At 68.9% G+C, this 13645-nt stretch carries 13 protein-coding genes; 8 read left to right on the forward strand and 5 right to left on the reverse strand.

What is annotated here, in order from left to right; translation table 11 throughout:
* Window positions 1-274 precede the first annotated feature (274 nt).
* Window positions 275-2875 carry an FHA domain-containing protein gene (locus ACIQM0_RS09335; RefSeq protein WP_401285032.1) on the forward strand — a complete coding sequence of 867 codons (2601 nt, stop codon included), beginning with the start codon at window positions 275-277 and terminating at the stop codon, window positions 2873-2875.
* Window positions 2876-2968: 93 nt separating this feature from the next.
* Here ACIQM0_RS09335 and ACIQM0_RS09340 read toward each other — a convergent pair whose 3' ends face one another.
* Window positions 2969-3685 carry a transglycosylase SLT domain-containing protein gene (locus tag ACIQM0_RS09340; RefSeq protein ID WP_401285035.1) on the reverse strand — a complete coding sequence of 239 codons (717 nt, stop codon included), beginning with the start codon at window positions 3683-3685 and terminating at the stop codon, window positions 2969-2971.
* 481 nt (window positions 3686-4166) lie between these two features.
* Between ACIQM0_RS09340 and ACIQM0_RS09345 the strand changes: the two genes are divergently transcribed.
* Entirely contained in the window at window positions 4167-5315 is a 1149-nt protein-coding gene (locus tag ACIQM0_RS09345; RefSeq protein WP_401285038.1) for a GAF domain-containing sensor histidine kinase, read from the forward strand.
* Window positions 5308-5952, forward strand: coding sequence for a response regulator transcription factor (locus tag ACIQM0_RS09350; RefSeq protein ID WP_123469011.1), 645 nt, complete (start codon window positions 5308-5310; stop codon window positions 5950-5952). Before ACIQM0_RS09345 ends, ACIQM0_RS09350 begins: the two co-directional genes overlap by 8 nt.
* A gap of 198 nt (window positions 5953-6150) precedes the next feature.
* Here ACIQM0_RS09350 and ACIQM0_RS09355 read toward each other — a convergent pair whose 3' ends face one another.
* Window positions 6151-6930, reverse strand: a complete 780-nt coding sequence (locus tag ACIQM0_RS09355; protein ID WP_401285041.1) for a hypothetical protein — start codon at window positions 6928-6930, stop codon at window positions 6151-6153.
* A 200-nt stretch (window positions 6931-7130) separates the two neighbouring features.
* Between ACIQM0_RS09355 and ACIQM0_RS09360 the strand changes: the two genes are divergently transcribed.
* The 4 genes from ACIQM0_RS09360 to ACIQM0_RS09375 all read left to right on the forward strand — a co-directional run bounded on the left by ACIQM0_RS09360 (window position 7131) and on the right by ACIQM0_RS09375 (window position 10389).
* Window positions 7131-7928, forward strand: a complete 798-nt coding sequence (locus tag ACIQM0_RS09360; RefSeq protein ID WP_401285044.1) for an ABC transporter ATP-binding protein — start codon at window positions 7131-7133, stop codon at window positions 7926-7928.
* Between the two features lie 79 nt (window positions 7929-8007).
* Window positions 8008-8439: an NfeD family protein gene (locus ACIQM0_RS09365; RefSeq protein ID WP_401285046.1), complete on the forward strand. Its 432-nt coding sequence runs from the start codon at window positions 8008-8010 to the stop codon at window positions 8437-8439.
* 154 nt (window positions 8440-8593) lie between these two features.
* Window positions 8594-9559 carry an SPFH domain-containing protein gene (locus ACIQM0_RS09370; RefSeq protein ID WP_401285049.1) on the forward strand — a complete coding sequence of 322 codons (966 nt, stop codon included), beginning with the start codon at window positions 8594-8596 and terminating at the stop codon, window positions 9557-9559.
* Between the two features lie 62 nt (window positions 9560-9621).
* Window positions 9622-10389 (forward strand): sulfite exporter TauE/SafE family protein, encoded by a 768-nt coding sequence (locus ACIQM0_RS09375; RefSeq protein ID WP_401285051.1) that lies wholly within the window; start codon window positions 9622-9624, stop codon window positions 10387-10389.
* 61 nt (window positions 10390-10450) lie between these two features.
* Here ACIQM0_RS09375 and ACIQM0_RS09380 read toward each other — a convergent pair whose 3' ends face one another.
* The 3 genes from ACIQM0_RS09380 to ACIQM0_RS09390 all read right to left on the reverse strand — a co-directional run bounded on the left by ACIQM0_RS09380 (window position 10451) and on the right by ACIQM0_RS09390 (window position 12485).
* Window positions 10451-10957, reverse strand: a complete 507-nt coding sequence (locus tag ACIQM0_RS09380) for an HNH endonuclease (RefSeq protein WP_401285053.1) — start codon at window positions 10955-10957, stop codon at window positions 10451-10453.
* A 137-nt stretch (window positions 10958-11094) separates the two neighbouring features.
* Window positions 11095-11643, reverse strand: a complete 549-nt coding sequence (locus ACIQM0_RS09385) for a YbhB/YbcL family Raf kinase inhibitor-like protein (RefSeq protein ID WP_385040529.1) — start codon at window positions 11641-11643, stop codon at window positions 11095-11097.
* Window positions 11644-11702: 59 nt separating this feature from the next.
* Window positions 11703-12485, reverse strand: coding sequence for a sporulation protein (locus tag ACIQM0_RS09390; RefSeq protein WP_123468992.1), 783 nt, complete (start codon window positions 12483-12485; stop codon window positions 11703-11705).
* Between the two features lie 73 nt (window positions 12486-12558).
* On the opposite strand from ACIQM0_RS09390, the gene ACIQM0_RS09395 reads away from it, so the two are divergent.
* Complete coding sequence (locus ACIQM0_RS09395) at window positions 12559-13200, forward strand: DNA-3-methyladenine glycosylase (protein ID WP_401285056.1); 642 nt, start codon at window positions 12559-12561, stop codon at window positions 13198-13200.
* Window positions 13201-13645 lie beyond the last annotated feature (445 nt).

A 13645-nucleotide genomic window follows, 5' to 3' on the forward strand; every position in this document is an offset into this window, starting at 1 on the left:
ATCGGTCCACGACACGCGGCCGACGGCCTGTCCCGAGTGCCGGACAGCACACCCCGATACCCCCCAACCACATAATTCCGCACGATCCACAATCATTCATGGCCAGTTATGGCGGTAGGTGACTGTTTCGTCGGCGTCAATGCCGTAACAGTGCAGGTCTGGGCAGGGTCAAACCCCCGCCCGGCTTTCGTATCGGGGACTGCTCCTGGAATAGTTCGCCACGATGTTCAGCATCCCTAGACTCCCTGCGACGGGGGTAATCGGGGGACAACTAGTGGGGCGCGGAGTGCCGGAACTCGTACTGGAATTGAATGGAAGGACCTGGACGCTCGATCCGTCCAGGTCGTACACCCTCGGACGTGATCCGCAGGGCGACATGACGATCGACGACGCCAGGGTGTCGTGGCGGCACGCCACGATCAGCTGGAGTGGCCGGGGTTGGTTCATCGAGGACCACGGCAGCACCAACGGCACGTATGTGCAGGGCCGGCGAATCCAGCAGATGGAGATCGGGCCCGGCTCCGCCGTGCACCTGGGCAACGCCACCGACGGGCCCCGGCTGAATCTCAGCGGTGCCGCGGCCGGCGCCGATGTGTACAGCGGGCAGGGCGCCGCGGGGGCCCAGGCCCCCGCCCAGCAGCCGCAGCAGGCCCCGCCGCCGCAGCCGCAACCTCAGCAGGGAGGACCCGGCCGGCAGGGCCAGCAGCAGAACGCGGGGCCGCCGCAGGTTCCGGGACAGCAGCCGCAGGCCTGGCAGCAGGCCCCCCAGGCACAGCAGCAGCCCCATGTCCCGCGGCAGGGCATGGCGAACACCCCCGGAAGTGGCGGGGCCGGCGGCGCGGCGGGGGCGCCACCGGTCTACGGCGACCGCAGCCCGACCACCTTCCACCAGGTGGCTCTCGGCCGGGTGATGCGCATCGGCCGTGCGCTGGAGAACGAGCTGGTCGTCTCCGACCTCCAGGTCTCGCGCAACCACGCCGAGTTCCACGCGGCGCCCGACGGCCGCTTCGAGATCCGTGACCTCGGATCCCACAACGGCACGTACGTCAACGGTCAGCCGCTCTCGAAGTCCGGCTCCGCGCTCATCGGCGCGAACGACATCGTCGGCGTCGGCCACTCGACGTTCCGCCTGGTCGGCGACCGGCTCGAGGAATTCGTCGACACCGGCGAGGTCTCCTTCGCCGCCCGCCACCTCACGGTGACGGTCGACGGCGGCAAGCAGATCCTCAAGGACGTCTCGTTCGGCGTCCCGGAGAAGTCGCTGATCGGCGTCATCGGCCCGTCCGGCTCCGGAAAGTCCACCCTGCTCAAGGCGCTCACCGGCTACCGGCCCGCCAACCAGGGAGAGGTCCTCTACGACAACCGGAACCTCTACAAGCAGTTCGCCGAGCTGCGCCAGCGCATCGGCCTGGTTCCGCAGGACGACATCCTGCACAAGGAACTCACGGTCACCAAGGCCCTCAAGTACGCGGCCAAGCTCCGCTTCCCCGCGGACACCACGGAGGCCGAGCGCCAGTCCCGGATCCTGGAAGTCCTCGCCGAGCTCAAGCTCGACATCCACAAGGACAAGAAGGTCACCTCGCTCTCCGGCGGCCAGCGCAAGCGCGTCTCGGTGGCCCTGGAACTGCTCACCAAGCCCTCGCTGATCTTCCTGGACGAGCCGACCTCCGGCCTCGACCCGGGCATGGACCGCGATGTCATGCAACTGCTGCGCGGGCTGGCCGACGACGGCCGTACGGTCCTCGTCGTCACGCACTCGGTCGCCGAGCTGGCCATCTGCGACAAGCTCCTGGTGATGGCGCCCGGCGGTGCCGTCGCCTACTTCGGTCCGCCGGAGGAAGCGCTCAACTTCTTCGGCTACACCACCTGGGCCGACGTCTTCTCCGCGTTCGAGAACTACCGCGACTACGACTGGGCGGGCCGCTGGCGCGGTTCGCAGCACTACCAGATGTACGCCGCGGACATCGACTCCGTCGCCGTGCAGTCCGTGCACATGCCGCCGCCGCAGCAGATGCGTCCGCCGAAGCCGCAGGGCTGGGGTACGCAGCTGTGGACCCTGATGCGCCGCTACCTGTCGGTGATCGCGTCCGACAAGGGCTTCATGGGCCTGATGGTGATCCTGCCCGCGGTACTCGGCGTCGTCAGCGTCGTCATCCCGGCGGACTTCGGCCTGGGCCCGCCCAAGCCGCCGTCCCGGTTCAACAGCGACGCCGGAACGATCATGCTGATCCTGGTGATCGGCATGACCTTCTCCGGTGCCGCCAACTCCGTACGAGAGCTGATCAAGGAACGGGTGATCTACGAACGGGAACGGGCCACCGGCCTCTCCCGCTCCGCCTATCTGATGTCCAAGGTGATCGTGCTCGGCCTGATCACGGCCGTCCAGGGCGTCATCATCTGCGGCATCGGCTTCGCCACCCGCGATCTGCCGGCGGAGGGCCTGATCATGCCGCCGGCCGTCGAGCTCTGCGTGACGATCATCGCGCTCGGCTTCACCTCGATGATGTTCGGCCTGGTGATCTCCTCGCTGGTGAAGACCTCCGAGAAGACCATGCCGCTGCTGGTCATGTTCGCGATCGTCCAGGTCGTGTTCACCGGCATCCTCTTCCAGGTCTACGGATCGCTGGGCCTGGAGCAGTTCGCCTGGCTGATGCCGTCCCGCTGGGCCATCGCGGCCGCGGGCTCGACACTCGACCTCGCCCACCTGATGCCGCCGTGGGACCAGAAGAACCCCACGGACCTGGACCCGCTGTGGGAGCACACGGCGAGCCAGTGGGGGATCAATATCGGGATACTGGTCTTCCTCGGTGTCATCTGCGGGTTCGCGGTCGCGCGGCTGCTGCGCCGCCACGAGCCCGAGGTGATGCGCAAGTAGCCGCCGCGCGGCTGCGCACCGTACGACGCCGAAGGGCGGCACCCCGCACGGGGTGCCGCCCTTCGGCGTGTGTCACGGCGTACCGGAGTGGACTCAGTACGCGCTGTTGACGTTGTCGATCGAGCCGTACTTGTCGGCGGCGTAGTTGGCCGACGCGGTGATGTTGGCGATCGGGTCGTACTGGTCGTGGGGGGTGCCGTTGACGTGGTAGGCGTCGAAGGTCGGCTTGATGATCTGGAGCAGACCCTTCGACGGGACACCGTTGACCGCGTTGACGTCCCAGTCGTTGATGGCCTTCGGGTTGCCGCTGGACTCACGGATGATGTTGCGGTGCAGGCCGTCGTACGTGCCCGGGATGCCCTTGGCCTTCATGATCGACAGGGATTCCTTGATCCAGCCGTCCAGGTTGTTCGAGAAGACCGGGGTACGGGACTCGGAACGGCTGGCCGACTGCTTGCCGCGCTTGGCCGCGTCCTTCTTCGCCTTCGCCTTGGCCTTCTTGGCCTTCTCCTTCGACGCGGACTCGGCCTTCTTGGCCTTCGCGGCGTCGGCGGTCTTGATCAGCTGCTCGGCGGTGGAGTGCTGCTCGATGACGCTGGCCTGGATGGTCTTGGCCTGCGGGGCGCCGGCGGCGGACGCGAAGACGACGGGGGCGCCGGAGATGGCCTGCGGCTCGGTCTCGGCCTCGGCATTACCGGGCACCAGCGACAACGAGAGCGCAGTGGCGGCGACGGCGGAGATTCCCGCCACGGAGAGCTTCTGGGTCTTGTTCAGACGTCGGAGACGGTCGGTAATGCTGGACGCGGACATGCAGGTACCTCTTCGAATCGCGGGGGTCCTCACGGAGGACGAAGACGGGAGGCGACATCGCTTCTCCGTCGGGGACAAGTGCAATTCTTAGCGACCGCAAAATGGTGTGGCAAAGGTGTGACGTACGAAGCCGGGTAGTGGGCCGGGGTCGCGCTCGGACGGGGTGACCTGCGCTCATGCCCGCCCGTTCCGTCCTATTTGTCCACTAGGTGGCTTCGTAAGTGACGCAGGTCCTATGCGCGGGCTCACATCGGCCGTGTACCAATCTCACCAACCGTTGCGTCAGCAATGCGGAGTGTGAGGTTCCGTTTCCTTCGAAGGCATGAAGCGGGTCGGAGCGGGCCTGAGCTGCTCGGAGCCGCGCGCAGCGGTCTCCCGGGGCGAGCCACTCCACAGGGCACATGGACCTAGTCCCCGCGCCCTAATCGGTGGCCGTCCACAGGCCGATACGGGGCCGGTGGCCCGCCGGTACGGTGAGGCCATGACCCATCGCCCACCCTCGGGCGGCCTCGCAGCAGTGAGTGCCGCGCTGCTCGCCATGAGCCGGCACCTGGAAATGCGGGACGTCCTCAAGACGATCGTCGCCTCGGCCCGCGAGCTGCTCGACGCCGAGTACGCGGCGCTCGGGGTCCCCGACGACCACGGCGGCTTCGCCCAGTTCGTCGTCGACGGCGTCAGCGACGAACAGTGGAAGGCCATCGGCCCGCTTCCCCGGCAGCACGGCATCCTCGCCGCGATGCTGCACGAGGCGAAGCCCGAGCGCCTGGCCGACGTCCGCAAGGACCCGCGCTTCGAGGGCTGGCCCGCCGCCCACCCCGACATGTCCGACTTCCTCGGCCTGCCCATCAGGGACGGCGACGAGACCATCGGGGCCCTCTTCCTCGCCAACAAGCGCTGCCCGAAGCCCGAGGGCAGCTGCGGATTCACCGCCGAGGACGAGGAGCTGCTGGCGATCCTCGCCCAGCACGCGGCGATCGCCCTCACGAACGCCCGGCTCTACGAGCGCAGCCGCGAGCTCACCATCGCCGAGGAGCGCTCCCGCCTCGCCCACGAGCTGCACGACGCGGTCAGCCAGAAGCTGTTCTCCCTGCGGCTCACCGCCCAGGCCGCCGCCACCCTGGTCGACCGCGATCCGGCACGGGCCAAGGACGAGCTCCAGCAGGTCGCCGCCCTGGCGGCGGAGGCGGTGGACGAGCTGCGGGCAGCCGTCGTCGAACTGCGCCCCGCGGCGCTCGACGAGGACGGCCTGATCGCCACCCTCCGTACCCAGGTCCAGGTCCTGGACCGTGCCCACACGGCCCGGGTCACCTTCGAGAGCCTGGGCGTACGGGCGCTGCCCGCCGCACAGGAGGAGGCGCTGCTCCGGGTCTCCCAGGAGGCCCTGCACAACGCCCTGCGCCACTCGGGGGCCGCCCACGTGGACGTCAGCCTCGTCCGCCGCGGCAGCGGCACGGTGCTGCGGATCACCGACGACGGCCACGGCTTCGAGCCGACGGCCACCCGCCAGGCGGGGCGGCACCTGGGCCTGGTCTCGATGCGGGACCGCGCGAGCGGTGTCGGAGGGGCACTCAGCGTTGCATCGGCGCCCGGCAAGGGCACCACGATCGAGATGGAGGTACCCGGTGGCTGACCGGATCATCAGGGTGCTGCTGGTCGACGACCACCAGGTGGTCCGCCGCGGTCTGCGGACGTTCCTGGAGATCCAGGACGACATAGAGGTCGTCGGAGAGGCCTCCGACGGAGCCGAAGGGGTGGCCAGGACCGAGGAGCTGCGCCCCGACGTGGTGCTGATGGACATCAAGATGCCGGGCACCGACGGCATAGAGGCCCTGCGCAGGCTCCGGGAGCTGGAGAACCCGGCCAAGGTGCTGATCGTCACCAGCTTCACCGAACAGCGCACCGTCGTCCCCGCCCTGCGCGCCGGCGCCTCCGGCTATGTGTACAAGGACGTCGACCCGGACGCGCTGGCGGGAGCCATCCGCTCGGTGTACGCGGGCCATGTCCTGCTCCAGCCCGAGGTGGCGGGAGCGCTGCTCGCCCAGGACGACCCCGGCAGCGGTACGGGCCGGGGGAGCACCCTCACGGAACGGGAGCGGGAAGTGCTGGGCCTGATCGCCGACGGCCGCTCCAACCGGGAGATCGCGCGGGCACTGGTCCTCTCCGAGAAGACCGTCAAGACGCACGTCTCGAACATTCTGATGAAGCTGGACCTGTCGGACCGCACCCAGGCCGCGCTCTGGGCGGTCCGGCACGGGGCCGCGGGCTGAGATTCGTACGCTCCGGTGGCGGGACCGTTCTCCCTGGCGTCGCTGCGACGGCCGGCCGCAGCGACGCCAGGCGGTGCGGGCGCCGGCCCTCACCGGGGCCCGCCCGGCACCTCAAGCCCGCCCGGCGATTGAGGGCATCTTTCCAGCCCGTCCGACGCTTGAGGACAAGGCAGCCTCAACCGCATCCCGGCCCCGCCCCTACCGCGCCCGCTCCTCCACATACGCGTTGTACGCGGCGACCTGCGCCCGCCGGGCCACCCGCTCCACCGGCCGCAGCGCCTCACCCCGCGCCGCCATCTCCGACGCGCTCACCGCCCCGCCGTGCCCGTTCTCGTACGCCACCGCGACCAGCAGCCCCACCCGCTGCGCCAGCTCCAGCACCCGCACCGCCCGCGGCGGGTACCCCGGAGCGAGCACCTCGCGTTCCCGTTCCGCCCGCGCCCGGTACGCGTCCAGCGCCGCCTCGGCCACCGGCCCGGACCCGGCGACGTCGAGCCGCGACAGCGCCGCCGTCGCATCCCGCAACGCCTCGGCGAGCTCCCGCTCCGCCTCGCCCAGCGACGGCACATCGGCCGGCGGCGCCTCCCGCACCGCCAGGCAGTGCCATGCCACGGCGACGTGGAGATCCCCGTCCGGCCCCGACTCGCGCACCTCGGGCACCAGCCCGAACGGTGCGCCGTAGGTCACCACGGCCTCCTCGGCCTCCAGCGCCCTGGCATTGAACTCCGCGGGGCCGCTGAGCCCCAGCGGATGCCCCGGGACCGGCAGCGCGACCCGGAAACCGGTCACCCCGAGCCCCCGCAGCCGCCCCAGCGCGAGCGTGAGACCGACCGGCCCCGCCTCGTCCGGCAGCCCCTCGACGCGGTGCACCGCGTCCTCCCCGACAATGGCGAGTGCCGCGTCGTCCGGTGAGACGAGGCCGGCCAGCAGCGCGTTGCCCCAAGCGGCCAGTAGCCCTGAGCGTGGTTCCGAAAGCATGACGACAGCCTAGGGAACGGACCCGGCCCCTGTCGTCACCCCGCCCGGACCCGTACCTCCGGGCGGGCGGGGGACCCGCGCCGACCCTGCGACGACGGGCCCAGCGCCGGAAGCGCTCGCGCAGTGGCGTAGGTTTTCCCTGGGAGCTGTGCCTACAGGCACGCGACGATCACGAAACTGCATGGGGAGACAACGCGCTCATGAGCGATGTACTGGAGCTGGTGGACGTATCCGTGGTCCGCGACGGACGCGCTCTGGTGGAAGACGTCTCCTGGTCGGTCAAGGAGGGGGAGCGCTGGGTCATCCTCGGCCCCAACGGCGCCGGCAAGACCACCCTCCTCAACGTCGCGTCCAGCTACCTCTTTCCGACCAAGGGCAGCGCCACGGTCCTCGGAGAGCTGCTCGGCGGCGTCGGCACCGACGTCTTCGACCTGCGCCCCCGCATCGGGATCGCGGGCGTCGCGATGGCGGAGAAGCTTCCCAAGCGGCAGACGGTCCTGCAGACGGTGCTCACCGCCGCCTACGGCATGACCGCCACCTGGAACGAGAACTACGACGCCGTCGACGAGGACCGCGCCCGCGCCTTCCTCGACCGGCTCGGCATGACCGACTACCTGGACCGCAAGTTCGGCACCCTCTCCGAGGGCGAGCGCAAGCGCACCCTGATCGCCCGCGCCATGATGACCGACCCCGAACTGCTGCTCCTCGACGAGCCCGCCGCCGGACTCGACCTCGGCGGCCGCGAGGACCTGGTCCGCCGCCTCGGCCGGCTGGCCCGCGACCCGTACGCCCCCTCCATGATCATGGTCACCCACCATGTCGAGGAGATCGCCCCCGGATTCACCCACGTCCTGATGATCCGCCAGGGCAAGGTGCTCGCCGCGGGCCCCATGGAGACCGAGCTCAGCTCCCGCAACCTCTCCCTCTGCTTCGGTCTGCCGCTCGTCGTCGAGCACCAGGGCGGCCGCTACACCGCCCGCGGACTGCCGCTCTCCTAGGGCCTGTCGGGCGCTCGGGGAGAGTGCCCGCCCGCCTGCGCCCTGTCGGCGGAGGTGCCTGCGGCCATACGATGGCGGGGTGGACATCATCGACGCATGGGTGTGGTGGCTGATCGGCGCGGTGGGATTGGGCATCCCCCTCGTCCTGACCGCGATGCCCGAGTTCGGCATGTTCGCCGTCGGGGCGGTCGCCGCGGCGGTGGTCGCGGCTTTCGGCGGCGGAATCGTGGCCCAGGTCCTGGTCTTCGTCTTCGTGTCGGTGGCGTTGATCGCCGTGGTCCGGCCGATCGCCAACCGGCACCGCTCGGACCGGCCCCATCTGGCCACCGGGATCGACGCGCTGAAAGGCCGTCAGGCCGTCGTCCTGGAACGGGTCACCGGCGACGGCGGGCGGATCAAGCTGGCCGGGGAGATCTGGTCGGCGCGCGCCCTCGACGCGGAACTGAGCTACGAACCGGGCCAGCAGGTCGACGTCGTCGAGATCGACGGGGCCACTGCCGTCGTCATGTGACCGAACAGCCCACACGGCAGAGCCCGTTCTGTCACACTCGATGTCGATCATCATGAGAACCGGAGCGGCAGGACAACCGACCTGACGCACGGCCCCTCACGATCTCGACCTCGATCATCGCGATCCGTCGGCAACCGAAGGGCACGAGGAAACGATGCAACCGATCATCATCGTCCTGATCATTCTGGTGGTGCTCGTCTTCATCGCTCTGATCAAGACGATCCAGGTCATCCCACAGGCCAGCGCCGCCATCGTGGAACGTTTCGGCCGGTACACCCGCACCCTCAACGCGGGCCTGAACATCGTCGTTCCGTTCATCGACTCGATCCGTAACCGGATCGACCTCCGTGAACAGGTCGTGCCCTTCCCGCCGCAGCCGGTGATCACCCAGGACAACCTGGTCGTCAACATCGACACGGTCATCTACTACCAGGTGACCGACGCCAGGGCCGCGACGTACGAAGTGGCCAGCTATATCCAGGCCATCGAGCAGCTCACCGTCACCACGCTCCGCAACATCATCGGTGGCATGGACCTGGAGCGGACCCTGACCTCCCGCGAGGAGATCAACGCCGCCCTGCGCGGAGTCCTCGACGAGGCCACCGGCAAGTGGGGCATCCGTGTCAACCGCGTCGAGCTGAAGGCGATCGAGCCGCCCACCTCCATCCAGGACTCGATGGAGAAGCAGATGCGCGCCGACCGCGACAAGCGCGCCGCGATCCTCCAGGCCGAAGGAACGCGCCAGTCCGCGATCCTCACCGCGGAGGGCGAGAAGCAGTCCGCGATCCTGCGTGCCGAGGGTGAGGCCAAGGCCGCCGCCCTGCGAGCGGAGGGCGAGGCCCAGGCGATCCGCACGGTCTTCGAGTCCATCCACGCCGGCGACCCGGACCAGAAGCTCCTCGCGTACCAGTACCTCCAGATGCTGCCGAAGATCGCCGAGGGCGACGCCAACAAGCTCTGGATCGTGCCCAGCGAGATCGGTGACGCACTCAAGGGCCTCAGCGGCGCCTTCGGGAACCTCGGCACCAGCGTGCCCGGCTTCAACACCAGCAACAACGGCAACAACGGCAGCGGCAACGGCGGTAACAAGGAACGTCGCGAGGATCCCCCGCTCGACTGACGTGTACACCCTCTCGTGCATGATCAATGCACCAAGCACCGATCAGGCACGGGGGGTTCGGGATGACCATGTGGGAGATGCTCGCCGTCTTCGTCGCGGGCATCAGTGCGGGCACCATCAACACGATCGTCGGCTCGGGAACGCTGATCACCTTCCCGGTGCTGCTCGCCACAGGTCTGCCACCGGTCACCGCCACCGTCTCCAACGCACTCGGTCTGATCCCCGGCTCCATCAGCGGGGCGATCGGCTACCGCAAGGAGCTCGCGGGGCAGCGCCCACGCGTTCTCAAGCTCGCCGTCGGCGCGCTCGTCGGCGGACTGACCGGCGCCACCCTGCTGCTGGCACTGCCCTCCACGGCGTTCGAGACCATCGTGCCGATCCTGGTGGCCATGGCCCTCGTCCTGGTCATCCTGCAACCGCGCATCAGCAAAGCCGTCCAGCGCCGACGCGAACACACCGGCGTCCCGGCCCGCCCCGACGGCGGCCCGCTGCTCTTCGTCGGCCTGATGCTCGCCAGCGTCTACGGCGGCTACTTCACCGCCGCCCAGGGGATCATCTACCTCTCCCTGATGGGCATGCTGCTCGACGACACCATGCAGCGCCTCAACGCCGTGAAGAACGTCCTGGCCGCACTCGTCAACAGCATCGCCGCGCTCTTCTTCCTCTTCGTCGCGGACTTCGACTGGACCGCCGTCGTACTGATCGCGGTCGGATCCGCACTCGGCGGCCAGATCGGCGCCAAGGTCGGCCGCCGGCTGAGCCCCGTCGTCCTGCGCGCCCTCATCGTCACGGTCGGTACGGCCGCCATCGTCCAGCTGCTGCTCCGCTGACACACGGAAGCCCGCCTCCGCACGGAGACGGGCCTCGGCTACGACAGCGGGCGTACGGCGGCTACGCCGCGGACCGGTCCAGCCACTCCGGCAGCGCCGACCGGCTACCGGCCCCCAGCGCCAGCAGCATCGCATCCGCCGGAGACGGTACGAACGGCTGCCGCAACAGCGGCATCCCCGCCTGCTCCGGCGTACGGGCCGCCTTGCGGTGGTTGTCCTCGGCACAGGAGGCCACCGTGTTGAGCCAGGTGTCCTGACCCCCCTGGGCACGCGGCACCACGTGGTCGACCGTGCTCGCCCGCCGCCCGCAGTACGCGCACCGGTGCTGGTCCCGTATCAGCACCCCCCTTCTGGACCACGGCGCCTGTCTTCGGAACGGCACCCGTACGTACCGGCAGAGCCTGATCACCCGGGGCACCGGAATGTCCACGGCGGCACCGCGCATACGGAGGCCGGGATGCGACTGCTCGACGACGGCCTTGTCCTGCAGGATCAGCACCACCGCACGGTTCAGCGTCACCGTCGACAGCGGCTCGAAGCTCGCATTCAGCACCAGCGTGTCCCGCATCCCGCCCACCTCCCGTGTGCCGCCCGCCACCTGGCAGGCCCGGATCAACTCTGGCTGGGCGGGCCGTGATGGACAACGCAATAAAAAACGCCCTGCCCTGATCTCTCCAGGACCAGGGCAGGGCAAACAGGGTGGAACTATCGACTTGTCGTGCTTTCTGCGGGCTCCGCGTACTCACCGATCAACTGGGCACGGCCCAGCGTGTGGAACCGCAGGTTGAAGCCGACCACCGCCGGCGACACCTCGCTGTCCGGCCCGAGCTTCTCGCTGTCCACCGCGTACACGGTGAACACGTACCGGTGGTTCTCGCCGGGCGGCGGCGCGGCGCCGCCGAAGTCCTTCGACCCGTAGTCGTTGCGCACGTGCACGGCGCCCGGGGGCAGCCCCTCGAACGTCCCGCCGCCCGCACCCGCCGGCAGCTCCGTCACCGACGCAGGGATGTCGAAGAGCACCCAGTGCCAGAACCCGCTGCCGGTTGGAGCGTCCGGGTCGAAGCACGTCACCGCGAAGCTCTTCGTCCCCGCGGGGAACCCCTCCCACCGCAGCTGCGGCGAGGTGTTCCCCGCCGCCTGCACCTGTGCGTCCGCAAGCACGGCCCCCGGCGCGAGGTCCTCGCTCACCACGGTGAACGAGGGGACCTCGGGATGGAAGTCGTGCGGCAACGGTGCCCTCTTCGGCTCGGTCACGTCAGCACCTCTCCTGTTGGCGGTTGGCGGTTCCGGTGTCGGCAGATCTCCCACCGACCCTAGAGCCAGTTGCGCTGACCGCCGACCTGGGCGAGCCACTGGTTCAGGTATGCCGCCCAGTCGGTCCCCTGGAAGTCGTTGAGACCCACCTTGAACGCGCGGTACGAATCGCTGCCCTCACTGAACAGACCCGGCTTCTTGTCCATCTCCAGCACGACGTCCATCTCGCGGTCGTCCGCGACGAACGTCAGCTCGACCTGGTTCAGCCCGCGGTACTGCGACGGCGGGAAGAACTCGATCTCCTGGTAGAAGGGCAGCCGCTGACGCGTACCGCGAATGTGACCGCGCTCCATGTCGGCACTGCGGAAGCCGAAGCCCAGCTGCCCGAAGGCGTCCAGGATCGCCTGCTGCGCCGGCAGCGGGTGCACGTTGATGGGGTCCAGGTCCCCGGAGTCCAGCGCCCGTGCGATCTCCAGCTCCGTGGTCACCCCGATGTTCATCCCGTGCAGGTGCTGGCCCGCGAACATCGTGATCGGCGTCTCCCAGGGGATCTCGAGCCCGAACGGCACGACGTGCACCGCACCCGCCCGCACCTCGAACGCGCCCCCGAGCCGCAGCTTGGTGAACTCGATGTCCTGCTTGGTCTCCTGCTCCTGGCCCTCGACCTCGACCCGGGCCTGCAGCCCGACGGAGAGTCCCTCGATCTGCTGGTCCACCGATCCGCCCTGGACCCGCACCTCGCCCTGGACGACCCCACCCGGTACGACGTTGAGCTCGGTCAGCTCCGTCTCCACCGAGGCACCGCCGGCACCCATGCTCGCGAGCAGCCGCTTGAAGCCCATGTCTTCTCCTCCTAGGTCCTGACCCCTACATACGCGCCATGACCGTAGTCGGTTCCCGGTAGCCTCGGACTTCATGATCGAGGGCCAGGACCGTACGCCGCTGACGCGGGACTTCTTCGACCGCCCCGTGCTGGACGTGGCACCGGATCTACTGGGCCGGACACTGGTCCGCAGTACGCCCGACGGCCCCATCGAGGTGCGCCTCACCGAGGTGGAGGCGTACGCGGGGGAGATCGACCCCGGCTCGCACGCCTTCCGCGGCCGGACCCCGCGCAACAGCGTGATGTACGGGCCGCCCGGCCACGCGTACGTCTACTTCACCTACGGCATGTGGCACTGCCTCAACCTGGTGTGCGGTCCGGAGGGCATGGCGAGCGGTGTACTGCTCAGGGCCGGCGACATCCTTACGGGCGCCGACCTCACCCGTAAACGTCGAGTCTCGGCCCGCAACGACCGAGAACTGGCCAAAGGGCCGGCCCGGCTCGCGACGGCTCTCGACATCGACCGCGCGCTCAACGGCACCGATGCCATCGCCCACCCGGGCGCCGTCCTCTCCGTACTGCACGGCACCCCGCCACCCCGCGACCAGGTACGCAACGGCCCGCGCACCGGAGTGGGCGGGGACGGGGCCACCCACCCGTGGCGCTTCTGGGTGGACGGTGACCCGACAGTGAGCCCGTACCGGGCACACGCACCACGGCGCCGGTCAACTTGACTCGCCCATGCGGGGCACCTAATGTAGTCCGAGCCGCTTGAGACGGTTACAGCCAACGGTTTGGTCCATCGGACCTGATGCCGGGCAACTCGAAGCGGCCAACCACTACCTACGACTCACCCCAGCGGGTGCGAATTTCGGCGTGCCGAAATTCAAGCCCATTGACTCGATTATGAGTCACCGGGGAAATCGGCTAAAGTAGTGAACACGCCGGAAGGGAAAGCGCGAAAGCGAATTCCTAGAAAGCATTCCCGCTTCGACCGGGAATCGGACACGAAAGAGTCTGATAGAGTCGGAAACGCAAGACCGAAGGGAAGCGCCCGGAGGAAAGCCCCAGAAAATGTTCTGGCGGTGAGTACAAAGGAAGCGTCCGTTCCTTGAGAACTCAACAGCGTGCCAAAAGTCAACGCCAAATATGTTGATACCCCGACCTGCTTCGGCAGGT

Origin of the sequence: Streptomyces sp. NPDC091387, assembly GCF_044756945.1 — a bacterium.
GTDB lineage: Bacteria > Actinomycetota > Actinomycetes > Streptomycetales > Streptomycetaceae > Streptomyces.